This is a genomic window from Leucobacter sp. 1207-22 (assembly GCF_052850455.1).
The window spans coordinates 169,864-192,425 of record NZ_VXCR01000004.1 but is presented as its reverse complement, the minus strand read 5'-3'; the positions used below and the strand labels follow the sequence as shown (position 1 = coordinate 192,425).

Genomic DNA, 22,562 nt, shown 5'->3' with positions numbered 1-22,562 from the left:
GGCTGGCTACCCTCGATAGTTTCGAGGCAGGTGAGAACCTCGGCACAGTAGCCGGCCCCGCAACAGCGTGACGAACCGTCACGCAGAAAGGCGTGAGAATGCCGAATTACAGATTTCGTTGTCAGGCGGGGTGCGAGTTTGATGCGCTCTACGCAATGGCAGATGTGCCACGCGAGACGCAGTGCCGATCATGCGATGGCACCGCAACGCGGCTCGTCACGGCACCGCATCTCTCCGGTGCTGGCAGCTCGGCATACGGGCTCATCGATCGTGCCGCGCAGAGCGCGCACGAGCCCCAGGTGGTGACGGGTCTCCCGTCTGCATCGCAGGGTCCACCCAAACGGCAGCCGGTGACCTACAACCCGCTGCACGCGAAGCTGCCGCGTCCATAAGACAGGCGACAGTTTCATTCATTGAGACCTCCGTGCGCAACGAAGCTCACGGGAATGAGGAAGAAGGTTAGCGCAATGCCCGAACATGTATTTCAGCTGGACTCCAATAAGAAGTTTGTAGACCAGGACAAGCTGGGACACAACCGCTGGCACCCTGAGATTCCGCCTGTTGCGACGGTGAAGCCAGGTGACAGCTTCCGCGTCGACTGCCGTGAGTGGTTCGATGGTGCGATCAAGAATGACGACTCCGCACAGGACATCCTCGATGCTCCGCTGCTCACCGTGCACACACTCAGTGGGCCCTTCCGCGTTGAGGGCGCAAAGCCGGGCGACCTGCTCGTCGTCGACATTCTTGATGTTGGACCGATCCCACAGGAGGAAGGCCCACTCGCTGGTCAGGGCTGGGGCTACACCGGAATCTTCGCGAAGCGAAACGGCGGTAGCTTCTTGACCGACCAGTTCCCTGACGCGTACAAGGCAGTGTGGGACTTTGCTGGCCAGACTGCGACCTCCCGCCATATTCCTGGGGTGTCCTTTACCGGGATCATTCACCCCGGTTTGATGGGTACCGCGCCCTCCGCACAGTTGCTCCAGAAATGGAACAAACGTGAGGGTGACCTGATCGCAACTGATCCGCTCCGCGTGCCGCCCTTGGCGCTGCCACCCGAGGCAGAACACGCGATTCTTGGCGGTCTCGACCGTGACCAGTGGGCGCGAGTCGGTGCTGAAGCTGCCCGCACTGCGCCTCCGCGTGAGAATGGTGGTAACCAAGACATCAAGAACCTCAGCAAGGGTGCGCGAGTGTTCTACCCGGTCTTTGTCGACGGTGCGAACTTCTCAGTTGGCGACCTGCACTTCTCGCAGGGCGACGGTGAGATTACGTTCTGTGGTGCGATTGAGATGGGTGGCTTTATCGATCTCCGGGTCGACATCATTCGCGACGGCATGGAGACGTATGGCGTGAAAGAAAATGCGATCTTCATGCCGGGCAACGTTGAGCCACAGTACAGCGAGTGGCTTGCCTTCTCGGGCACCTCGGTGACGCTCGACGGCGAGCAGCGGTACCTCGACTCGCACCTCTCGTATCAGCGCGCCTGCCTGCACGCGATCGACTACCTCACGAAGTTCGGTTACAGCCCAGAGCAGGCATATCTCCTGCTTGGTGCCGCACCGATTGAGGGCCGCCTTTCGGGCGTCGTCGATATTCCAAACTCGTGTTCGACGGTGTACCTGCCAACGGGGATCTTCGACTTCGATATTCGCCCGTCTGCTTCCGGTCCGGTTCAGATCGACCCAGGTATCGGAGCACCTCGCGCGAACGCATAACGCGCAGTACCTGCAGCGAAGCTCCCTCGCGATCCGATTACTCGGTGACCGGGGGAGCTTCGTTCGTAATACGGTCCGCGCGGCTATAGACCACCATCGATTCACCTCGAAGGAAGCCAACCAACGTGAGTCCTTCGGCCTGCGCGAGATCCATTGCGAGTGATGACGGTGCCGATACGGCTGCGAGCATCGGAATGCCAGCCATGATTGCCTTCTGGGTGAGCTCGAAGCTCGCGCGCCCAGAAACCATGAGTACGCAGGAACGTGCGGGCAACTGGTTGTTGAGGAGTGCCCAACCGATGACCTTATCGACGGCATTGTGGCGGCCGACGTCTTCGCGCAGCACCAGCAGTTCACCGGTGCGACTATCGAAGAGGCCCGCAGCGTGAATTCCCCCTGTGCGGTCAAACACCGCCTGCTCGGCACGGAGCCGATTAGGAAACTCAACAAGATCTGCGGCAGCGATCGTCAGCGGATCCTCCGCCACAGCAAACTGGGACTGCGTGTGCACGGCATCGATGGTCGCCTTACCGCACAGACCACACGAACTCGTGGTCGTGAAGTTTCGTTCGAGCGAGGGGGCAGGAGGAGCAACTCCTGGCCCGAGCGTGACATCGAGCACGTTGTAGGTGTTCGCTGCGTCTCCCAATGATGGGGGAGCTGCGAACGGGTTTGCAAGCCCGGCATCGCCGAGGAGGTTCACTCGGTTCGGTGCGGGGCCATCGGTGGGTGGCTGATCCGCGCCCCCGCAGAACTGCGCGGTGAAGAAATGATGGGGGGCCCAAATGACCCCCTCAGAAACGAGGAATCCGGCAGCCAACTCAACGTCGTGACCTGGTGTGCGCATGGTGACGGCGAGTGGCTTGTTCGCCACGCGAATTTCAAGCGGTTCCTCGACAGTGAGGAAGTCCTTGCGGCGCTTGGGGAGTTCACCCACAGTGATCCGGGTGATCTGGCGACGGGCAGTGATTCGTGACACAGTTCTTGGATAGCATCGAAATGAGTCCAGTGCCGCGTGGCGCGCGGACAGCAACGGCGCGCGAGCAGCTGCAAGCGCTCAAACGGGTGGAGGAACGCAATGGCGGGTACGAGTCCCCTGATACCGGCGGCTGAGCACGTGAACTGGTTGCTTGCCGAGGTGCCACGAACGCCACTTGCGACGCTGCAACTTCGTGATGCTCACGGACACACGCTTGCAGAGACAGTGACCGCCCAGCACGACCTTCCGCTGTGGGATAACTCTGCGATGGACGGGTATGCCGTGCGATCCGCGGATCTCGCTGCGGCGAGCGCGGATCTGCCTGTCGCGCTGCGTGTGATCGGTGAGGTCGCAGCCGGGAGTGCGCATGATCCTGCGCTTGGAGCGGGGGAGTGCGTGCGGATCATGACCGGGGCCCCGCTGCCGAGTGACGCAGATGCGATCGTCACTGTCGAAGCTGGCGAGGGTGAATCCGGTCCAGGGGAATGGGCAGCGACGCGCGTGTTCGTGGCAGCCCCCGCGCGTGCGGGTGCGCACATTCGTCGCCAGGGCGAGGATGTAACAGCTGGCGTTGAAATTGCCCGCCCTGGGGACCTGCTCACCGCCGTGCGAATTGCAGCGCTCGCTGCAGCAGGCGTGAGCGCAGTTGCGGTGCACCGAACGCCGCGGGTGGCAGTCATCGCGACAGGGTCTGAACTGCTTGCCCCGGGCGAACCGCTCGCACGCGGCCAGATTTCTGAATCGAATTCATTGCTCATCACGAGCCTGCTCGCCGAAGCGGGGATCACGGCAACTGTGCACGCCGTAAGCGCAGATGACGCGTCATCATTCGGGGCGCGGATCGCAGAGCTTGCCACCCAGGTGGACGCCATCATTACGACCGGTGGTGTCGGTCCTGGCGCACACGACATTGTGCGCATCGCGCTCGCCGCAGAGCCTGGAGTGCGTGCCCTGCGGGTTGCGGTGAAGCCGGGGCAGCCGCAGTGTGCAGGGGTGCTCTCCGGCGGTGCGTGGATCTTCGCGTTGCCTGGAAATCCGGGAAGTGCGGCGACCTCGTTCGAGCTGTTTGTTCGACCAGCGCTGCTGCGAATGCAGGGACGTACGGTCGTGGAACGCACCCAGATACCTGTGCGTGCAGGAACGGACTGGCGCGGGTCCGCAGGCCGCTTGCAGGTGCTCCCCGTAAGCGTCTCGAGCGACGATGACGGCCTGGTCTGTACGCCCGCGGTGCATGAGCGACGGGTCTCGCACGCGGTCGGGAGCGGTGGCGGTGCTGTGGGGTATGCGCTCGTCCCGCCCGAGCGCGGCGACGTGCGTGCGGGCGAGACCGTGCAGGTCATCCTGACCGGCGGTGCGGTGTGAAGCGGGGCGAGGATGCAGTCAACGCGACCGAGCCTGTGGTGGCTGCCTCCGTTGCGCCATCGCTCAGCGCGATTGTGCTCGCGGGTGGGCGCGGGTCGCGCCTCGGCACCGACAAGGCAACTGCCGTGGTTGGCGGATCCACGCTAGTCAACGCCGCCGTCACTGCGGCGCGCGCAGTCACCAGCGAGATCATCGTTGCAGGCCCAGCATCGGCTGTGCCCATCGGTTGTATCGGGGTGCGGGAAGAGCCAGCGTTCTCTGGGCCGCTCGCCGCGCTTGAAGCGGCGTTGCCGCACGTGACCGCGGATCGCGTGCTCGTCTTGGCCTGTGATCTCGTTCGCCCTGCAGCAGTTGTTGAGCTGCTCACTGCAGTGAGTGCGGCAACGGAGGAGGCGCTCGTGCTAAGAGACCCGAACGGGCGAGCGCAGTGGCTTGCGGGTAACTACGAAGTTGCGGCGCTCCGCGGCGCATTTGCCGGGCTCGTCGGTGAAACGGCTGACCGACCGATCCGTGCGGTGACAGCCGAACTCGACATTCAGTGGCTCGACTCAGACACCGCAACGACCGCTGACATCGATACCCCGGCTGACCTCGCGGCGGCTCGTGAATTACATGCTTCGACATCGCAACACCGTTCTGAGGAGTGAACCATGTCAGATAATCAGCATCTCCCGCCAGCAGCGCTCGACGCATGGCTTGCCGCAGCAGCTGCCGAAATTGGAGTCACTGACGACGACGTTGAGGTCACCACAGAGACCACACGTATCGTCTTGCACGCGGCAAAACTCGTTGCGCGAAATGTAGCGCGGCCAGCGGCGCCACTGAGTACATTTCTGTTGGGGGTTGCCGTGGGGAGTGCGGGGGATCCGCAGGCCTTGAAAGCGCTTGCAGACCAGCTCGGCACACTCGCGCTGGGTTGGGAAGCTCGTGCGGAACCGTCCAGCAACGAGACTTCCCAACCACAGAACGAGGGATGAACGGCTAGTTGCCGAGGACCTTCTGGTAAGCCTGGGCGTACTTGTTATCTTCCTGCGAAGAGAGCGATCGCATGTCGTAGATGCGCTTTGACATTTCCTCATCAGGGAAGATCAACGGGTTGTCCGCCATCTCGGGGTTCAGCTTCGCCATCGCATCGCGTGCGCCTTTGACCGGTGTGACGTATTGCACATACTCGGCAACCTGCGCTGCGACCTCGGGCTCGTAGTAGTAGTCAACGAGCTTATGGATGTCGTCAACAGGGACCGAAGTCTCAGGCATGCAGAACGAGTCGATGAAGAGCGGTGAGCCAGCTTCGGGAACGACAAACTTCCAGACCTCCTCACCTTCCTCTTCGTTGAGCATCGCAATGTCGCCGGACCAGCACATGCCTGCGAGGACGCTGCCATTCTGCAGATCCTGGGTGTATGAGTTCCCCTTGACGTTAAAGACCTGCTGGCGCTTGATCTGCTCTTCGACGACTGCGAGCGCTGCGTTGAACTGCTCATCGCCCCACTCACCTGCAATGTCGACGCCCTGCTCAAGCATGATGAGGCCGAGGGTGTCGTCCTGCTCAGAAAGCAAGCTCACTTTGCCCTTGAGATCAGGTGCCCAGAGGTCAGAGACTTCCTTGACTCCCTTTGGGTAGAGCTTGGTGTTATAGCAGAGGCCCGTCATTCCGCCCTGATAGGGGATTGCGTACTCACGGTCAGGGTCAAACGTTGCGTGCTTGAAAATATCGATCAACTGGTCATTCACGTTTGGCATGAGTGAACGATCAAACGGCATGAGCTGATCTTGCTCGAAGATACGCACGAGCGATGAGTCGGTCAGCGTGAACAGGTCGTAGCCGGTGTCTTGCTTCAGCTTGAGTTGATCCTTGATCTTGCCGATAAAGGTTTTGTTGTCGTCAACGTCCTCGAAATAGTCGACCGAAATGCCGGTCTCTTCCATGAATCTGTTGAGCGTTGGGTAGTCCTGAGTGTCTTCGTCGAAATCGAGGTAATAGGTCCAGCTCGCCCAGCGAATGACCCCTTCTTTGCCGCTTGCCTCTGCGCAGCCAGTGAGCGACGTTGCTCCCAATGCTGCTGCGCCAACACCGAGACCGGTGAAGAGCTGGCGACGGCTTATCTGTCGTGACTGGATCGCCCGAACAATGCTCGCGACGATGGGGTCGTTTGGCACATTGCGCATGTCTCCTCCTTTGGAGATACTTTGTACTGCGTCAGCAGTCTGTCAGAGACCGCGCGCGATGTCCCGTATTTGGGTGATGAGTCTCTGGTTCCCTGCAAAGAGCAGTGGCTCTCCAGGCGCTGTCTGTGTATCAGCGCCAAGCAGCGTTGCTCCGGCTTCGCTTGCGATCAGTGCTCCGGCAGCGTAGTCCCAGGGCTGCAAGCCCTGCTCATAAAACGCGTCGACCCGTCCCGCCGCGAGTGCGCAGAGGTCGTACGCTGCAGCACCCAGACGACGAATATCGCGCACATTGGGAAGCAACCGGGTCAACAACTCCAGCTGTTCGCGCTTGCGATCGACGGTGTACCCGAAGCCCGTTGCGACAAGCGCCTGCGCTGGCGACGATACTTCACTTACTGTGAGCGGAGCGCCATTCATGCGTGATCCGCCACCGACGTGCGCTGAAAAGAGCTCATCGAAGCGCGGAGCGTAGACCGCTCCTGCAACTGCGCGGCGCTCGTCGGCAAAAGCCTGCACGTCAACGACCGTCGCAGCGATACTCACTGCATACGCTGGTTGGTCATACAAGTAGTTCACCGTCCCGTCGATGGGGTCGATCACCCAGGTGATTCCGCTTGTGCCTGAGGCCTCGGCGCCCTCTTCACCAAGGATTCCGTCATCTGGGCGGGCAGCACGGATTCTCTCTGTAATGAACCGCTCGGTCTCGCGATCCGCAAATGTCACAATGTCGATCTCGCTCGACTTGGTCGCGGCAACGCTGACACCCTCAGCGCGCATACGCATGGCGGCTACGCCGGCCTCACGTGCGAGACCGGCGGCAAGGTCTTCGAGCGAACTGAGCTCTGCAGAAGTGAGAGTGATCATGCTCCGAGCCTACTGAGATGACCGGGCAGGAGAATAGTGGTAAGGTTGTCAGGTTGCCGTAATAACGGCCGCGGATTAAGAGAGCTAGGGCATCCCGCTACTAGCGCCGCGCAGCAATCGAAAGGGGATCTCCATGGCACTCGCAGCAGACGTCAAGAAGGCGATCATGGAAGAATACGCAACCACTCCGGGCGACACGGGTTCCCCCGAGGTCCAGGTTGCACTTCTCACCAAGCGCATCAAGGATCTCACCGAGCACCTCAAGGACCACAAGCACGATCACCACTCGCGCCGTGGCCTCCTTCTCCTCGTTGGTCAGCGCCGTCGTCTCCTGGGTTACCTCCAGAAGACCGACATCACCCGCTACCGTTCGCTCATCGAGCGCCTCGGCCTTCGCCGATAAGTAGCTTCTGACTTCCGGTGATCGCCGGACTGTCTGAAACAACGCCCCGTGGCTTTCGAGCCCGGGGCGTTGTTGTGTTTCTGCTCGAATGCATACCGGCGGCCGCATCCGTGCGATCTGCGCGTGTACCGCATTTGCACGCGGCAGGTAACGAGATGAGTTACGACCCAAGGGCTAGACTCTGACAGATGGATGAACCACGCAGCGACCTGATGCCTGCCGCCTCACTCTGGCGTATTTGGCCGTGGGCTGCTTGTCTGCTTCCGCTATTGGTCGTCCTTTGCTATCCGCGCAGTTACGAGCAAGGGATCGTCTACGTCCTCGGTGTAGTTCTTGTGCCGTGCTTTGGAATCCTTGGCGTTTTGCCCAGGTGGGTGCTTCGCAAACGCGGCCACCAAGTCGTGCCGATCGTGGTTGCCCCGCTGCTGGTGCTGCATTGGTGGTGCTGGGTGATCGTGCTCCTTACCCTTGATAGCAGCGGTGATATTTCTACTCCCTCACTGCTGGACACCCTGACAGCGGGGAAGCTGACGCCAGGACTGAACTTGCTCTTCGGTCAGTGTGCGTTCATTGTTGGAGTGGGCACCTGGCTCATGAGCTTGATATTTTCATTGTTCGTCAGACCTCAGCGGGGTGGGTCGCCCCGACGGCAATGGACGGTGATCGTGGTGTCGCTCGTGGCGCCGATCATGTTGCTCGTTACGGCTGTGTTCGTCACACCGCTGGTTGTGGATCAACGAAAGGACTCCACGGGCGAAACCTTGGCTGTGGCCATGAACCGGCCTATAGAAGAACAAGCCGAGATTTTCCGCACACGTTATGACGAGGCACAGAGCGCACTCGCTGTCGTGCGTGCAGCCATTCAGCCAAGTGCTGACTGGAAAGCATGGGACATGCAGCCACTTGATGGTGATACGAGTTGTTCCTCGTACGGAGCGGAATGCTATCGATTCCAAGTAGCGTTCGCCCTCAATCGCCAAGTTACTCAGGCCGAAATGAAAATGCTTCACCAAAGTCTGGAAAAGCAGGGCTGGGAAGTCAGCGTCGGCTCAGCTGGATTTACTGCTGTTCTCGCAGATGGTGAACGCGTGACGGTCTCTCCCCGCGAGGGGGACATCACTCGAGTGGAATACACATCTCAAAGCTGGTGGGGAGACCACGAGAAGCTTTTTGAGCTTGCGTGGACCAACAACTCTCCTGAGGAAGATCATCAGTATGCAGAAGATGAGTGGCCACCGCTCTGAATGGAGAGTCATAGCAGTAGGTATTGCCGGGGTTGTGATGAGCATTGTGGTCACCGCATTTTGGGATGCAGTAACCGCTGGGGTGGGCACTTCTTGGAGCGGATAGATCGTCACGGGGCTCTGGGGAGTTACCTTTCTTCCAACCTTTGTTTTCTCAGTCTGGGCGGCTGTTACAGGTCGTTGGAAGTCATTGTGGGGACTTGGCGTCGGATTTGCGATCATCCCGCTTTGGCTCTTTGTTTTGGCGGGTTCCTGGAAGTCGCAGATCGCCGTTGTGTTGCTCGGGTCACGCAGCGGGACGGAGTCCCTCGTGTATTTGCCAGTGTTAGGCATTGTCGTCGCGTCTGCAGTACCCAGCCTGGCTCTTCTTGTCGTCGGGAGTTGGCATTATGCACATCGTCCAGAACAGCGGGCAGCCAGCAACCCATGGTCGTCGCGACAGTGAGACTGGCTCCGATGAAGACGTGCGCGTAGGTGCAGGCGCGCAGGGATAGCAAAGTGCCCCCACCACCGAAGTGATGAGGGCACTCGCTGAGCAGAACTGGATTGCTCCAGTCGAGCTTCAGATCATTAGATCTTCGACGAAGCGTCCTTCAGAACGCTGCGGAGGATGCCGCCGATCTCAGCGAACTCAGCCGGACCAATGGTCAGCGGCGGAGCGAGCTGGATAACGGGGTCTCCACGGTCGTCTGCGCGGCAGTACAGGCCTGCGTCCCAGAGAGCGGGCGACAGGTAGTCACGGAGCAGGCGGTTCGACTCTGCCTCGTTGAAGGTCTCCTTGGTTGCCTTGTCCTTGACAAGCTCAATACCGAAGAAGTAGCCCTCACCGCGAACGTCACCGACGATGTCGATGTCGAGAAGCTTCTCGAGCTCTGCACGGAACAGCGGGCTGTTCTCGCGCACGCGGCCGTTGAGATCCTCTTCCTCGAAGATGTCGAGGTTCTCGAGTGCTGCTGCAGCTGCTGCAGGGTGACCTGCGAAGGTGAAGCCGTGGTAGAAGGTGTTGTCTTCGTTGTTGAAGACCTCCGACACCTTGTCAGCAACGATCATTGCACCGAGGGGCACGTAGCCCGAGGTGATGCCCTTTGCCGAGGTGATGATGTCAGGCTCGTAGCCGAGTGCCTTCGAAGCGAAGAAGTCGCCGATACGACCGTATGCACAGATGACCTCATCCGAAACGAGGAGAACATCGTACTGGTCGCAGATCTCGCGAACGCGCTTGAAGTAACCGGGGGGAGGCGGGAAGCAGCCACCCGAGTTCTGTACGGGCTCGAGGAAGACTGCAGCAACAGTCTCGGGGCCCTCGAAGAGGATTGCCTCTTCGATGCGGTTTGCAGCCCACTGACCGAATGCTTCGATGTCGTTGGACGGAGCGCCCATCTCATCAGCACGGTAGAAGTTGGTGTTCGGAACGCGGTGACCACCAGGGGTCAGCGGCTCGTAGAACTTCTTCATGTCGGGGATACCGGTGATAGCAAGAGCACCCTGCGGCGTGCCGTGGTAGGCAACCGAACGCGAGATGACCTTGTGCTTCATCGGCTGGCCCTTGATCTTCCAGAAGTGCTTAGCCAGCTTGAATGCCGACTCAACAGCTTCGCCACCGCCGGTGGTGAAGAAGACCTTGTTCATTTCGCCGGGTGCGTACGATGCGAGACGCTCCGACAGCTCAATTGCTGCGGGGTGACCGTACGACCAGATCGGCATGAAGTCGAGCTGCTTCATCTGCTTTGCAGCAGCCTGAACGATGCGATCGCGGCCGTGGCCTGCGTTCACAACGAAGAGACCAGCAAGGCCATCGATGTAGCCCTTGCCTGCTGCGTCGTAGATGTGGTGGCCTTCGGCGCGGGTGATGACGGGGATACCGTCGTTGAGCACCTTACGGTTAGTGAAGTGCGGCCACATGTGCTTCCGGGCCGAAGCCTGGAGAGCTGCAGTGTCGACCGCTGCAGTTGGATCGAAAGACATGGTTATCGTGTTCCCCAGTCGTATTTCTGTTTGTTGAGTTTGAGATAGACGAAAGTCTCGGTCGATGAAACGCCCTCAAGCTGACGAATGGTGTCATTCAGCAACTCAATAAGCGCATCATCGTCTTCGCAGACTACCTCGGCAAGAAGATCAAAGGAACCCGCGCTGAGCACGACGTAACTGACTTCTGGCACTTCTGCGAGTCGATCGGCGACGACCCTGGTATCGCCTGAGACCCGAATGCCGAGCATTGCTTGTCGGTGGAAGCCGATTCGCATGGGGTCTGTCACTGCAACGATCTGCATGACGCCGGCATCGGTGAGTTTCTGCACACGCTGACGAACAGCCGCCTCGCTGAGGCCGACTGCCTTTCCGATTTCGGCATACGAACGTCGACCGTCGAGCTGAAGTTGCTCAATGATCGCTTTCGACGTCGAATCGAGTGCCAGAGTGGCTCGTTTAGTACCCACACGACTGATTCTGTCAGTCCGATAGCAAAAAAGCAAAGGAATCCGAAGCATGTGCCGATATTTTCAGGCAATTTACGAAGTTCCCGGCCAAAGGGCAGGCTGAATCTGTGGTGTCGAACCACTCCTTCTAGCCTCGGTCTTTTTCTGCGAGAGGCAAGTGAATTCGTAGAACTTGCGGCGAACTGCAGGTGTCGATCACATGATTGAGCGTTTGATAACTGTTTAGTGTCTAAATTGACAACACCTGTCCTCCAGTCTGGCGCTGGAGGGGGAACTATGGAATATTCAACTATCGTGACCAGGCAATGAAAATTGCGGTTTCTCGCGTTGTTGAATGCTTGAAACACACGTGCACAACATATTGAGTCAAAGGAGACCCAAATGGTGAGTCGTATGCCCGAAGATCCGATGGTACAAAACATCGTGAACATGATCCGTGGCGCACAAATGGATCGTCGTCGTTTGCTGAAGGGGGCAATGGTCGGCGCTGCCGGACTCGGCACTCTCGGATTATCAGCGTGCGCAGGTGGCGCTGGTGAAGATAATGCTGTCGTCTGGGGAAACTGGACCTACTACCTCGATTTCGACGATGAAACCGGTGGCTTTGCATCCTTGGATCGTTTCGAGAAGGAAACCGGCATCAAGGTGACCTACATCGAAGACATTGATGACAACAACACGTTCTACGGCAAGATCAAAGACCAGCTGAAGCAAGACCAGTACACGGGATATGACACGATCACGTTTACAGACTGGATGAATGCCCGCTTGATCCAGGCGGATCAGGTGCAAGAGTTTGACTACGCAAATCTTCCGAATGTTGAGAAGAACATGGTGAAAGCACAGGTGGACGCACTCGACGTTGATCCTGGACGTCAGTTCACGATCCCGTGGCAGCTGCCCGCCTCGGGATGGGTGTGGAACACCGAGGCTGTCCCGAACGGAGTGAAAGAACTCAACGATTTCATGCGGCCCGAGCTCAAGGGCAAGGTTGGCGTACTCACCGAGATGCGCGACACCATGGGCATGATTCTTGCCGGTCTCGGATATGACCCCTCAGGTGACTGGGGCGACAAAGAGTATGACGAGGCGCTTGCCTGGCTCGACGACGGTTTGCAGAGCGGCCAGATTAAGAACGTGAAGGGCAACTCCTATACGCAGGATCTTCAGACCGGTGACACCCTCGTTGCAATGGCGTGGACGGGTGACGTCATCATGATGAATACTGAGGAGCCAGACGGTCCAAAGTGGACGATGGAGATTCCCGAGTCGGGAGGCATGATTGCCGCGGACTCGTTCACAGTCCCGAACGGGACCGGGCCTGAAGCAAAGGCGCGAGTCGAAGAGCTCATCAACTTCTACTACCAGCCAGAGATCATGGCCGACGTCGCGAACTACGTGACGTTCGTTCCGCCTGTCGAAGGCACCCAGGAAGCGATGCGCAAGCTGCACCCTGAGAACGCCGAGAACCCACTGATCTTCCCCACAGAAACAGACTGGAAGCACCTGCACTCGTTCCGCACGCTGTCAGCTGAAGAAGACAAGAAGTACTCGACTGCGTTCCAGAACGTTCTGGGGCTGTAAGGGCTGCATACATAATGGCAAACATCACTACCTTCGCTGACAAGGGCGCGGATCTCGAACTCGTCGGGATCCAGAAGCGTTTTCCCGGATTCACTGCGATTGAAAACCTTGATTTGACGATTCCAGCCGGATCGTTCTTTGCACTGCTCGGCCCGTCTGGCTGTGGCAAGACGACAACGCTCAGACTGGTTGCGGGACTCGAAGATCCGACAGAAGGGCGGATTCTGCTTGGTGGCAAGGACGTCACTGATCTGAAGCCGTTCAAACGCCCGGTGAACACCGTGTTCCAGTCGTACGCGCTGTTCCCGCACATGACGATCCTTGAGAACGTCGCGTTCGGACTGCGTCGACGCAAGATTGGTGATCCGGTCGCCAAGGCGCAGGATGCACTGCGACTCGTCGAACTTGATCACGTGCAGGACCGCAAGCCTGCACAGCTTTCGGGCGGCCAGCAACAGCGAGTTGCACTGGCGCGTGCGGTGGTGAACCGTCCAGCCCTGTTGCTGCTGGACGAGCCACTCGGCGCACTAGATCTCAAGTTGCGACGTCAGATGCAGCAAGAACTCAAAGCGATTCAGCAGGAGGTCGGGCTCACGTTCTTGCACGTGACTCACGACCAAGAAGAAGCAATGACGATGGCCGATACCGTCGCCGTCATGAATAAGGGCCGCATCGAACAGATGGGTGCACCTGAAGAGCTGTACGAGCTCCCGAAGACGGTGTTTGTTGCCAACTTCCTTGGCCAGTCAAATCTGTTCAGTGTGAAAGTCGCGGGAAGTACTGACCAGGTGATCCATACGGATCTTGGGGGCAGTCGCATCTCGGTTCCGCGTAGCCGAAGTGAGCGCGACGCCGGCGAGATTACGGTTGGCGTCCGGCCAGAGAAGCTTCGACTGCACCGTCAACAGCCTGCCGGTCATGACGCGTCAATCAACGTTCTTGGCCCTGGCGTGATCACTGATGTCTCATTTATCGGCGTGAGCACGCAGTACACAGTCGAGTCCAGCGTGTACGGATCGGTGCAAGTATTCGCGCAGAACGTTGAAGCCGGACCCGCGGCGGCACTTGGCGACACTGTGTGGCTGAGCTGGCTTGTCGAGCACACCTTTGGTCTGCTTGATGATCGGCTCGATACCGGTGCGCTGACCACAGAGTTCTCGACGCGAGCAATCGCGACGCAGGCAGCACTCGCTGAGTAGGAGCACTCATCATGGCCTTTACCGCGTTCTCGGGCGACACGAAGGCAGTTGAGCAGGCCCCAAGGAAGCGGGGGTGGATCGCGCTGATCCTTCTCGCGCCTGGCATTGCTTATATGCTGCTTTTTTTCGTCGCACCGTTTATTCAACTGGCGATCACGTCACTCCAAGCCCCCGCTGACAGTGGAGGTATCGGACAGTATGTTGCCGCGCTGCAGTTCTCGAACTATTGGGCGGCGCTTCAGGAGTACTGGCCGCAGCTGCTTCGCTCGTTCGTATATGCGATCGTGGCGACGATTATCGGACTCATCATTAGCTACCCCCTCGCATACCTCATTGGTGTGAAGGTGCGCTCGAAGCCGATGCTGCAGGGTATTCTTCTGATCCTTGTCGTGGCGCCATTCTTCATCAGCTTCCTGCTGCGAACCCTCGCGTGGAAGTCGATCTTGCCGAGTGAACTCATCGGGACCCACTTCTCGGTGATCTTCGGTCTCGTGTATAACTTCATTCCGTTCATGGTGTTGCCGATGTTCTCCTCCCTGCAGGCGCTTGATCTGCGTCTGCTCGAGGCTGGCTCTGACTTGTACGCGTCACCTGCGACGACGTTCCGCAAGGTAACGTTGCCGCTCTCGATGCCTGGCATTGTCTCTGGCACGCTATTGAGCTTCATCCCGATGTCTGGTGACTACGTGAACGCATCGCGTGAGTTCTTGGGTGGGACATCGACCACCATGGTCGGTAACGTCATCGAGTCGAACTTCCTCCAGACGCAGAACTATCCGATGGCTGCGACGTTGTCGATCATTCTGATGGTGATCATTCTCATCTTTGTTGCGACTTACGTGCGTAAGAGCGGGGCGGAGGATCTCCTGTGAAAAACTTCACGCTGGGTAAGGCGTTTGTCCCGGTTATTGCAACCATCACGCTCGTGTACTTGCTCACACCGATCGTGCACGTCATCGTGTTCTCGTTCAACGATGCCGGCCGCAATAACATCTTGTGGCGCGGGTTCACACTCAAGAACTGGCAGAACCCGTGTGGCGCACCGCAAGTGTGTACCGCGTTCGGAAACAGCATCCTCATTGGCATCGTCGCGACCGTCGTTGCGACGATCCTCGGCACGATGATTGCGATTGCGCTCGTTCGCTATCGCTTCAAGGGACGATCGACCGTGAGCCTGTTGCTCTTCACCCCCATGGCGACACCTGAGGTGGTGCTCGGTGCAGGTCTTGCGGCGCAGTTCCTGCTCGCTGGTGTCCAGAAGGGGATCGGCACGATCATCCTCGCGCACACGATGTTCTGCATTTCCTACGTCGTTGTCGCGGTCAAAGCTCGAGTTGCGAGTCTTGATCCGGCTATTGAGGAGGCAGGTCGGGACCTGTATGGCTCACCGACGCAGGTATTCTGGCGGATCACCTTGCCAATGCTCATGCCAGGCATCATTGGTGCAGCACTGTTGTCGTTCGCACTGTCATTCGATGACTTCATCATCACGAACTTCAACTCAGGTACCGCTACGACCTTCCCGAAGTTCATCTACATCTCTGCGCTCAAGGGTGTTCCCGCCCAAGCGAACGTGCTGGCATCGATCGTCTTCGTAGGCGCGTTGCTCCTCGTCGTTATCGTGCAGATGGTTGGCATTAATAAGAAGAAGAAACTCGCAAGAATGGCATGATCCATTCGGCGGGTCGCTGAATATTCTTCGGCAGGGCTAGCGTATCCATCGGATACGACTAGCCCTGTTCATTTTTGACGGTAAGGTTTTTCTGTTCCCATATTGAGCGACGTTTGTCGCACACGTTCTTAAAGGAGAGAACTATGGCGAAAGGACTGGCTCCTGCAGTGACGCAGCGAGCAAACCTGAAGCGGAACCTTGGCCTCTGGGCCATTGTGGGTCTCGGCCTTGGCTACATGACGCCGACGGTGGTCTTCGACACGTTCGGCATGGTCGCACGTGACACCAACAACGTGGTGCCGATGGCGTACCTCGTGGCACTTGTCGTGATGCTCTTCACCGCGTCGAGCTACGGCAAGATGTCTCGCGCAATTCCGAGTGCCGGATCCGCATACACGTACGTGCGCGAATCGATCCACCCGAATGTCGGCTTCATGGTCGGCTGGACCGCGCTCATTGACTACATGCTTCTTCCGATGGTGAACTGCCTGATCGTGCGCAGCTACCTAGAGGCGGTCTTCCCAAGTGTTCCCGGCTGGATCTGGGTGGTCGCGTACTGCATCATCACGACTGCTGTTATCTACTTCACGATGCGCGGTACTTCAAACCTCAACATGATCCTCCTCGTGTTCTCGATTGTGGTCATGGCTGTGTTCGTTGCGATGGTCTGGGGTCAGCTCGCAGCAGGCGAAGGCGCAGGCACCGTTGCTTCGATGGATCCGTTCTTCCACTCAGACGTACAGATGGCTGCGGTACTTACCGGCGCAACCATCGTCTGCTTCTCCTTCATCGGTTTTGACGCTGTCACCATGTATGTCGAGGAAGCCAAGAGCCCGAAGATTGTTCCGCGCGCGATTCTGCTTACCGTACTCATCGGCGGCGCGATCTTCCTTATCGCTGGCTACTTCTCGCAGCTGCGGTTCCCCGAGTGGGAACTCTTCGCGCCCGGTGGCGACATGCAGTACATCGAAGATTCGACGCTTCCTCTGATGGGTAAGGAAGTTGGTGGCGGTACGCTGCAGGCAGTCCTGACTGCGGCAGGTTTTGCAGCATCCTTCGCGTCGGGCCTCGCCTCGCACGCATCGGTCTCACGTATGCTCCTCGTCATGGGCCGCAACAACGTGCTCCCGAAGAAGGTCTTTGGCTACATCAACCCGAAGACCAGCACCCCGACCTTCAACATCATCCTGACCGGTCTCGTCTGCATGCTCGCGATTGCGTTCACGCTCGAGATGATCGCTGCGTTCATTAACTTCGGCGCACTGATCGCCTTCTCGTTCGTGAATATCTCCGTCATCGCATGGTTCGCGATTCGTCAGAAGCGTTACAAGACCCCCGGCGACTTCTTCAAGTTCGTTGTCATGCCAGGCATCGGTATGCTGCTGACCGGCATCCTCTGGGCAAACCTCCACGTTGATGCGCTCATCGGTGGTCTTGCCTGGGCCGCAATCGGCTTCATCTACCTGCTGTGGCTCACTCGCGGATTCAAGCGCAAGGTTCAGGCCTTCGACGAGATTCAGCCCGTGACCGGCTTCAACAAGGTTCCCATCGACGACTAAGTCGACTGACCGCGCTAGCTGTGCCCCGTGCTCCTCGCCAAATCGAGGGGAGTGCGGGGCACAGCTGCAGGTAAGCTAGAACAATCATGCTCGACATTGACTTCAACGCACGCGTCCGCGCGATCCGCTCGACCTATGCAGACATCGCTGAGGTCACTGACCTCGAGAAGCTTGATCGCGAGATCGCTGACCTCGAGGAGCAGGCTGCTGCGCCAGGCCTCTGGGACGATCCGGCGGCCGCGCAGAAGGTCACCAGCGGTCTTTCGCATCGTCAGGCGCGAGTGAAGAAGCTCCGCGCCGTAGAGTCGCGGATCGATGACCTTGAGGTACTTGCACAGCTCGCGGTCGAGATGGAAGACGCAGACTCCGAGCAGGAAGCCATGAAGGAGCTTGCTGCGCTTGAGGCCGCGATGCAGGATCTCGAGGTGCAGACGATGCTTTCGGGTGAGTACGATGAGCGATCCGCCGTCGTGACCATTCGCTCGGGCGCTGGCGGCGATGACGCCACTGACTTCGCAGAAATCCTCTTGCGCATGTACTTGCGTTGGGCAGAGGACAACGACTTCCCGACGAAGGTGCTTGATACTTCGTACGCTGAGGGTGCCGGGATTAAGTCGGCGACCTTCGAAGTTGACGCGCCCTACGCATTTGGCAAGCTTTCGGTCGAGGCGGGTACGCACCGCCTCGCTCGCATCAGCCCATTCGGCTCTGCTGACAAGCGTCAGACAAGTTTTGCCGGAGTGGAAGTGATTCCGCTGCTTGAAGAAGCGACCGAGGTCGATATTCCTGAGACGGACATTCGCGTTGATGTGTACCGTTCATCTGGACCAGGTGGTCAGTCCGTCAACACGACTGACTCGGCTGTGCGCATCACCCACATTCCGAGCGGCATTGTTATTTCGATGCAGAACGAAAAGTCGCAGATTCAAAACCGCGCTGCAGCCATGCGTCTGCTGCAGACTCGTTTGCTTCTTTTGCAGAAAGAACAGGAAGCGGCGAAGAAGAAGGAACTCGCTGGCTCGGTGACCGCAAGCTGGGGCGATCAGATTCGCTCATACTTCCTGTACGGCCAGCAGCTCGTGAAAGACTTGCGCACGGGCCACGAGTCATCCCAGCCGGATGCAGTCTTCGACGGTGATCTTGACGGATTTATCGCCGCTGGCATTCGCTGGCGCTCGTTGACAAAAAACGACTGAGTTTCAGCGCGCCTCAGCCCACCTCCAGCCAGCTCCGCGTATCGTCAGGAACGTCATGATCCTCTTTGAGAACGTCACCAAAAAGTACCGCGGAACACAGAAGCCCGCGCTCGATAACTTGAGTATCAATATCGGGCGCGGCGAATTCGTGTTCATTGTGGGCGCATCGGGCTCTGGAAAATCGTCCTGCTTGCGACTCATCCTCTGTGAGGACCAGCCGACTTCGGGCTCCATTCATGTCGCTGGTCAAGACCTGCGCCGTATCTCTTCCCGGAAGGTTCCGTACTTCCGTCGAGGCCTCGGTATGGTCTTCCAAGACTTCCAGCTCCTCGCCAACAAGACGGTCTACGACAACGTCGCCTTCTCGCTGCAGGTCATCGGTAAGTCACGTGGCTTCATCCAAGAAGCTGTGCCTGACACGCTCGAGATGGTTGGGCTTGCTGGCAAGGCAAAGCGTTACCCGCATGAGTTGTCTGGCGGTGAGCAGCAGCGTGTGGCGATTGCGCGCGCAATTGTGAACAAGCCAGCAATTCTGCTCGCTGATGAGCCTACGGGTAACCTTGACCCGGCGACGAGCCTCGGCATTATGCAGCTTCTGAAAGCCATCAATGCGGCGGGCACGACGGTCGTCATGGCGACCCACGAGGCGGCTTTCGTTGACATCATGCGTCAGCGCGTTATTGAGCTTTCGCAGGGCGTCCTCGTCCGTGACGAGGTAGGCGGCGGCTACGGTGAAACCGCTTCGATTCCTATCGCGGATCTTTCCACTGCAACTGCGCAGGCTCTGCGTGCACCAGAGGAAGTCGTTCGTGCCGCCCTCGGCCCTGAAGCTGATCTAGATCTTGCATCGCTTGCGACATCTGCGCCCGGCGTGAACGATACTCCGCTTACTCCTGAGGCTGGTCAAACAGAGGTGGGAGTCCCGTTCAACGACGCTGACGCAGACACTGATCTGTCGATGCAGCCAATCGTGCCTGCGCCAACGGCCGCGACCCCGCCAGCAGCTCCAGTAGCTGGCCCTGCGGACCCTCCCGCTGTCGCGCAGCCGCTGACGCTTCCTGACTCGGATCCGCTTGATGACACGATACGAGCGGGAGCGCCAGGAGCACCACCGGCGCCGAGACGCCGTATCCCGGCGTTCCTCGAGCCAGAAGACAGTTCGATTGACCCCGTGCAGATGGCAGAAACCGGAAACCTCGCTGAGCACCTGGGGCTCCGAGACGAAGACGATCAGCGGGATGTGGGGCCGGTTCGATGAGATTCAGACTCGTAATGGGTGAAGTCTGGAGTGGACTTCGCCGAAACCTTTCTGTTGCGATTTCTGTCGTCCTGGTGACGTTCGTATCGTTGACATTCGTGGGCGCTGCGGTGCTCATGCAGTTGCAGGTGCAGCAGATGAAGACCTTCTGGTACGACCGTGCGCAGGTTGCCATCTACCTGTGTACCTCGTTTGATCAGAGCTCGACGTGTGACGGCAACGACGCAAACGAAGAAACGATCGCTGCAGTTGAGGACGCGCTCGAGTCAGAGATTCTCGCGCCGCACATTGAAGAGTTCTTCTTCGTTGACCATGATGACGCGTATGCGGAGTTCACGAAGCAATTCGAGGGAAATCCCATCGTCGACATCACGTCTCCTGAACAGCTGAACCAGACGTATTGGCTTCGCCTCACCGACCCGTCAAAATCTGACATCATTCAGGAAGCGTTTGCCGATATTCCAGGCGTACAAAGCGTTTCTGACCAGCGCAGCCTGCTCGACCGGATCTTCTTGTTCCTTGGCGTTGCGAGCTACACGGCCATTGGCATCGCAGGCCTCATGCTTGTTGCTGCGGTGTTGCTCATCTCAACGACCATTAGGCTCTCTGCGTTCTCGCGTCGACGTGAGATTGGCATTATGCGCCTCGTGGGTGCGTCAAACGGATTCATTCAGACACCGTTCATCCTCGAAGGCGTAATTGCCTCCTTGGTTGGCGCTGTCCTTGCAAGCGTGGCATCGCTCGCAATCGTGAAGTTCTTCGTGCAGGGATTCCTCGTGACCGAGGTGCCGTTCACGAGCTACATCACGATGGAGCAGGCGCTTGTTGTCCCGCCGATTTTGATTGGCGCTGGCGTGATTCTTTCTGCGATTGCGGCCAAGATCGCAATTACGCGGTACCTCAAGGTATAGGGTCATATCCATGCCTAAGGAGACTGGCGAGAAACTTATCGCCTCGAACAAGAAGGCGCGTCACGAGTACCACATCATCGACACCTATGAGGCCGGAATGGTCCTCACGGGTAGTGAGGTGAAGTCGCTTCGCATGGGGCGCGCCTCGCTCGTCGACGGCTACGTGTTCATCGAACGTGGGGAAGCGTGGCTCGACACCGCCTACATCCCTGAATACCTCAACGGTTCGTGGACCAACCACTCACCGCGTCGAAAGCGCAAGTTGTTGCTGCACCGGCAGCAGATTGACAAGCTGTACCAGAAGACGCGGGAGGGCGGCATGACGATCATTCCGTTGCGTCTGTACTTCTTGGACGGACGAGCAAAGGTTGAGATCGCTCTTGCCAAGGGCAAGAAAGAATACGACAAGCGTCAGACGCTTCGTGAGCGTCAAGACAAGCGTGAGGCGGATCGGGCCATGCGCGATAAAAACCGTATGGGGGAGTAGCGAAAGCTGCTATCCTGTAATGCCGGGTTCTTCCCGGTTCCCGTGATCAGATCGGGATTGGTAATTCAACAGTGCATGATGCGAGTGCCTCATGATCCACGCCACACGCGTGCGATCGATACGGGGCCGATCGGTTTCGACACGTCGATTTAAGACTGTGGGAAGCGGGCCGAGGACGCGGAGTTATCTCGTTAACGCCCTTCGCAAAACACAGGTGCAAACGCTAAGCGCACCGACTTCGCTCTCGCTGCCTAAGCACGAGACCGAGTCCGTCAGGCCGGGTACGCCTTCGCCCCGGTTCCTGGCGTCATTTAGAGGGCTTGCTGGTTCGTTGAGTGTCAGGGCGAATCGGGACTTACACTGATGCTGGGCCTGTCGTTCTAGATGTTTGTGGCAAAGAACGGGGCCGAGTAGAACGCATACACAAACTACGCTCGTAGAAGACATGGAATTGTCGAAGTGGACCGGGGTTCGATTCCCCGCGGCTCCACGAACGCAGTCGCATCATGCAGTTGTTACCGCGATCAGCCGCCGGTATGCCTAGATCATGGGCATACCGGCGGCTTTGTGTTTTCTGTCACGCTGCTGGCTGAGTCTGTTTTTGCTCGGCTATGCGGGTCAAAACACATCATCCTCACCTCACGTGCTTGACCTGTCTGAGTACATACCGCTTAGGCTTCACAGGTTGTTATTTCGGGAGAATTTGGGGCACTCGTGATGTTTGGTTACTTGACGTCGCAGCGTTCGGGATGTCTACGCGATGAGAGCTGATGTTGATGTAGATAGAAGTCAGCATGAGCGTTGGCTCCGTGCGCCCGTTCTAGGTCTCGTTGGCTTGGCCATCGGTTTGGGCACCGTTGGCTGCGCCGGTGTCCGTGAGAATCCCGACGCTATCCCCTCTTCCGAGGCCGCTGACGCCGCAATTCCTGCCTTCTCCGGGCCCTGGGCCTCGGAATTCGAGAGCGCATATGCAGAAGCCACGACCTCGTTCGAACGAGAGATCTTGCAAGACGGTGTGATTACCGAGGCAGAATATGCTGAGATGCGTGAAGGTCTCCAAAGCTGTCTGTTCTCTCAGAGATTCGAGGAAGTTGAGTTCTCACCGCGAGGAGGAATGAGTGTCGTTGGACCAGACTCCATTAGCGGAGAGGAACAGCTGAAACGTGCGCAGCACTGTTCTGAGACCTCTGGTGAGGCGACAATTGGTGCACTGTACTCATGGATAAGGCGGAATCCAGAGCATCTTGACGACGCAACGATCGTTGTGGAATGCCTCCTACGTCATGCCGCGGTTCGTGCAGACTACTCGGCGGTCGAGTATGGCATTGACATGCCAAACGACGCAGTTCCGATTCTGCCAGGCGTCTCTGCCTCGGTGCTCTCCGAATGTAGCGAGGATCCACTGGGAGTCAACCCGCTGCAGCCTGAGTAAACGGGAAGCGGTGCCCATGAGGTTTCACCTCATTTCTGGCTCTATTGAAAATCGCCTGTGCCGAGAAGATTCATAGCTGAGTTCTACTAA

23 protein-coding genes and 1 other RNA gene are annotated in these 22,562 nt (G+C 58.4%); 19 read left to right on the top strand and 5 right to left on the bottom strand.

Translation table 11 applies throughout. The annotated features are described in order from the left end of the window. Positions 1-98: 98 nt before the first annotated feature. On the top strand, positions 99-392 hold the full coding sequence (locus FW756_RS09065; protein WP_446429835.1) for an FmdB family zinc ribbon protein: 294 nt from the start codon (positions 99-101) through the stop codon (positions 390-392). 75 nt (positions 393-467) lie between these two features. Beyond that, positions 468-1,718, top strand: coding sequence for a formamidase (gene fmdA / locus FW756_RS09060; RefSeq protein WP_446429834.1), 1,251 nt, complete (start codon positions 468-470; stop codon positions 1,716-1,718). Between the two features lie 37 nt (positions 1,719-1,755). Here the strand turns inward: fmdA and fdhD are convergent, their stop codons facing one another. Next, the gene (gene fdhD / locus FW756_RS09055) at positions 1,756-2,697 is read right to left on the bottom strand and encodes a formate dehydrogenase accessory sulfurtransferase FdhD (protein WP_446429833.1); all 942 of its coding nucleotides are present in this window, start codon (positions 2,695-2,697) and stop codon (positions 1,756-1,758) included. A gap of 99 nt (positions 2,698-2,796) precedes the next feature. On the opposite strand from fdhD, the gene FW756_RS09050 reads away from it, so the two are divergent. From FW756_RS09050 to FW756_RS09040, 3 genes are read left to right on the top strand one after another with little or no spacing between them, the layout of a single operon-like run. Next, positions 2,797-4,059, top strand: a complete 1,263-nt coding sequence (locus FW756_RS09050; RefSeq protein WP_446429832.1) for a molybdopterin molybdotransferase MoeA — start codon at positions 2,797-2,799, stop codon at positions 4,057-4,059. Next, entirely contained in the window at positions 4,056-4,706 is a 651-nt protein-coding gene (gene mobA / locus FW756_RS09045; protein ID WP_446429831.1) for a molybdenum cofactor guanylyltransferase, read from the top strand. The genes FW756_RS09050 and mobA overlap by 4 nt, the downstream gene beginning before the upstream one ends. Positions 4,707-4,709: 3 nt before the next feature. After that, on the top strand, positions 4,710-5,036 hold the full coding sequence (locus tag FW756_RS09040; protein WP_446429830.1) for a DUF6457 domain-containing protein: 327 nt from the start codon (positions 4,710-4,712) through the stop codon (positions 5,034-5,036). A 4-nt stretch (positions 5,037-5,040) separates the two neighbouring features. Here FW756_RS09040 and FW756_RS09035 read toward each other — a convergent pair whose 3' ends face one another. Together FW756_RS09035 and FW756_RS09030 are read right to left on the bottom strand one after the other, a co-directional pair. Next, positions 5,041-6,228 carry an ABC transporter substrate-binding protein gene (locus tag FW756_RS09035; RefSeq protein WP_446429829.1) on the bottom strand — a complete coding sequence of 396 codons (1,188 nt, stop codon included), beginning with the start codon at positions 6,226-6,228 and terminating at the stop codon, positions 5,041-5,043. 42 nt (positions 6,229-6,270) lie between these two features. After that, complete coding sequence (locus FW756_RS09030) at positions 6,271-7,092, bottom strand: inositol monophosphatase family protein (RefSeq protein ID WP_446429828.1); 822 nt, start codon at positions 7,090-7,092, stop codon at positions 6,271-6,273. Positions 7,093-7,225: 133 nt separating this feature from the next. Here FW756_RS09030 and rpsO point away from each other — a divergent pair, with 133 nt between their 5' ends. The 3 genes from rpsO (at position 7,226) to FW756_RS09015 (ending at position 9,233) form a co-directional block, all read left to right on the top strand. Further along, a complete protein-coding gene (gene rpsO, locus FW756_RS09025) occupies positions 7,226-7,495 on the top strand; it encodes a 30S ribosomal protein S15 (RefSeq protein WP_188023774.1) in 270 nt (89 codons plus the stop codon). Positions 7,496-7,683: 188 nt separating this feature from the next. Continuing rightward, a complete protein-coding gene (locus FW756_RS09020; protein WP_446429827.1) occupies positions 7,684-8,739 on the top strand; it encodes a hypothetical protein in 1,056 nt (351 codons plus the stop codon). A gap of 332 nt (positions 8,740-9,071) precedes the next feature. After that, complete coding sequence (locus FW756_RS09015) at positions 9,072-9,233, top strand: hypothetical protein (RefSeq protein ID WP_446429826.1); 162 nt, start codon at positions 9,072-9,074, stop codon at positions 9,231-9,233. 76 nt (positions 9,234-9,309) lie between these two features. Here FW756_RS09015 and FW756_RS09010 read toward each other — a convergent pair whose 3' ends face one another. Together FW756_RS09010 and FW756_RS09005 are read right to left on the bottom strand one after the other, a co-directional pair. Next, a complete protein-coding gene (locus FW756_RS09010) occupies positions 9,310-10,704 on the bottom strand; it encodes an aspartate aminotransferase family protein (RefSeq protein ID WP_446429825.1) in 1,395 nt (464 codons plus the stop codon). Positions 10,705-10,706: 2 nt separating this feature from the next. Then, positions 10,707-11,174, bottom strand: a complete 468-nt coding sequence (locus FW756_RS09005) for an Lrp/AsnC family transcriptional regulator (RefSeq protein ID WP_188023772.1) — start codon at positions 11,172-11,174, stop codon at positions 10,707-10,709. 381 nt (positions 11,175-11,555) lie between these two features. Between FW756_RS09005 and FW756_RS09000 the strand changes: the two genes are divergently transcribed. The 11 genes from FW756_RS09000 (at position 11,556) to FW756_RS08950 (ending at position 22,472) form a co-directional block, all read left to right on the top strand. After that, positions 11,556-12,758 carry an ABC transporter substrate-binding protein gene (locus FW756_RS09000; RefSeq protein WP_446429824.1) on the top strand — a complete coding sequence of 401 codons (1,203 nt, stop codon included), beginning with the start codon at positions 11,556-11,558 and terminating at the stop codon, positions 12,756-12,758. Between the two features lie 14 nt (positions 12,759-12,772). Continuing rightward, on the top strand, positions 12,773-13,957 hold the full coding sequence (locus tag FW756_RS08995; RefSeq protein ID WP_446429823.1) for an ABC transporter ATP-binding protein: 1,185 nt from the start codon (positions 12,773-12,775) through the stop codon (positions 13,955-13,957). A gap of 11 nt (positions 13,958-13,968) precedes the next feature. Then, positions 13,969-14,829 (top strand): ABC transporter permease, encoded by an 861-nt coding sequence (locus FW756_RS08990; RefSeq protein WP_446429822.1) that lies wholly within the window; start codon positions 13,969-13,971, stop codon positions 14,827-14,829. Next, positions 14,826-15,629 (top strand): ABC transporter permease, encoded by an 804-nt coding sequence (locus FW756_RS08985; RefSeq protein WP_446429821.1) that lies wholly within the window; start codon positions 14,826-14,828, stop codon positions 15,627-15,629. Before FW756_RS08990 ends, FW756_RS08985 begins: the two co-directional genes overlap by 4 nt. A 143-nt stretch (positions 15,630-15,772) precedes the next feature. Further along, entirely contained in the window at positions 15,773-17,188 is a 1,416-nt protein-coding gene (locus FW756_RS08980; protein ID WP_446429820.1) for an APC family permease, read from the top strand. An 86-nt stretch (positions 17,189-17,274) separates the two neighbouring features. Further along, complete coding sequence (gene prfB, locus FW756_RS08975; protein WP_446429819.1) at positions 17,275-18,384, top strand: peptide chain release factor 2; 1,110 nt, start codon at positions 17,275-17,277, stop codon at positions 18,382-18,384. Positions 18,385-18,439: 55 nt separating this feature from the next. Continuing rightward, positions 18,440-19,642, top strand: a complete 1,203-nt coding sequence (ftsE, locus tag FW756_RS08970; protein ID WP_446429818.1) for a cell division ATP-binding protein FtsE — start codon at positions 18,440-18,442, stop codon at positions 19,640-19,642. Beyond that, positions 19,639-20,553, top strand: coding sequence for a permease-like cell division protein FtsX (gene ftsX / locus FW756_RS08965; protein ID WP_446429817.1), 915 nt, complete (start codon positions 19,639-19,641; stop codon positions 20,551-20,553). Before ftsE ends, ftsX begins: the two co-directional genes overlap by 4 nt. 10 nt (positions 20,554-20,563) lie before the next feature. Then, entirely contained in the window at positions 20,564-21,040 is a 477-nt protein-coding gene (smpB, locus tag FW756_RS08960) for an SsrA-binding protein SmpB (RefSeq protein WP_188023763.1), read from the top strand. 122 nt (positions 21,041-21,162) lie between these two features. Continuing rightward, positions 21,163-21,533: a transfer-messenger RNA gene (gene ssrA / locus FW756_RS08955) on the top strand. Positions 21,534-21,800: 267 nt separating this feature from the next. Continuing rightward, positions 21,801-22,472, top strand: coding sequence for a hypothetical protein (locus FW756_RS08950; RefSeq protein ID WP_446429816.1), 672 nt, complete (start codon positions 21,801-21,803; stop codon positions 22,470-22,472). Positions 22,473-22,562: the final 90 nt, after the last annotated feature.

What these genes read in the sequence shown, in the direction of transcription:
- prfB (WP_446429819.1), top strand. Translation starts at nt 17,275, where the DNA reads ATGCTCGACATTGACTTCAACGCACGCGTCCGCGCGATCCGCTCGACC.
- FW756_RS09065 (WP_446429835.1), top strand. Translation starts at nt 99, where the DNA reads ATGCCGAATTACAGATTTCGTTGTCAGGCGGGGTGCGAGTTTGATGCG.
- rpsO (WP_188023774.1), top strand. Translation starts at nt 7,226, where the DNA reads ATGGCACTCGCAGCAGACGTCAAGAAGGCGATCATGGAAGAATACGCA.
- FW756_RS09050 (WP_446429832.1), top strand. Translation starts at nt 2,797, where the DNA reads ATGGCGGGTACGAGTCCCCTGATACCGGCGGCTGAGCACGTGAACTGG.
- FW756_RS09010 (WP_446429825.1), bottom strand. Translation starts at nt 10,704, where the DNA reads ATGTCTTTCGATCCAACTGCAGCGGTCGACACTGCAGCTCTCCAGGCT.
- ftsE (WP_446429818.1), top strand. Translation starts at nt 18,440, where the DNA reads ATGATCCTCTTTGAGAACGTCACCAAAAAGTACCGCGGAACACAGAAG.
- FW756_RS08980 (WP_446429820.1), top strand. Translation starts at nt 15,773, where the DNA reads ATGGCGAAAGGACTGGCTCCTGCAGTGACGCAGCGAGCAAACCTGAAG.
- FW756_RS09030 (WP_446429828.1), bottom strand. Translation starts at nt 7,092, where the DNA reads ATGATCACTCTCACTTCTGCAGAGCTCAGTTCGCTCGAAGACCTTGCC.
- FW756_RS08995 (WP_446429823.1), top strand. Translation starts at nt 12,773, where the DNA reads ATGGCAAACATCACTACCTTCGCTGACAAGGGCGCGGATCTCGAACTC.
- FW756_RS09035 (WP_446429829.1), bottom strand. Translation starts at nt 6,228, where the DNA reads ATGCGCAATGTGCCAAACGACCCCATCGTCGCGAGCATTGTTCGGGCG.
- ftsX (WP_446429817.1), top strand. Translation starts at nt 19,639, where the DNA reads ATGAGATTCAGACTCGTAATGGGTGAAGTCTGGAGTGGACTTCGCCGA.
- FW756_RS08990 (WP_446429822.1), top strand. Translation starts at nt 13,969, where the DNA reads ATGGCCTTTACCGCGTTCTCGGGCGACACGAAGGCAGTTGAGCAGGCC.
- FW756_RS08950 (WP_446429816.1), top strand. Translation starts at nt 21,801, where the DNA reads ATGAGAGCTGATGTTGATGTAGATAGAAGTCAGCATGAGCGTTGGCTC.
- FW756_RS09000 (WP_446429824.1), top strand. Translation starts at nt 11,556, where the DNA reads ATGGTGAGTCGTATGCCCGAAGATCCGATGGTACAAAACATCGTGAAC.
- fmdA (WP_446429834.1), top strand. Translation starts at nt 468, where the DNA reads ATGCCCGAACATGTATTTCAGCTGGACTCCAATAAGAAGTTTGTAGAC.
- FW756_RS09040 (WP_446429830.1), top strand. Translation starts at nt 4,710, where the DNA reads ATGTCAGATAATCAGCATCTCCCGCCAGCAGCGCTCGACGCATGGCTT.
- FW756_RS09020 (WP_446429827.1), top strand. Translation starts at nt 7,684, where the DNA reads ATGGATGAACCACGCAGCGACCTGATGCCTGCCGCCTCACTCTGGCGT.
- smpB (WP_188023763.1), top strand. Translation starts at nt 20,564, where the DNA reads ATGCCTAAGGAGACTGGCGAGAAACTTATCGCCTCGAACAAGAAGGCG.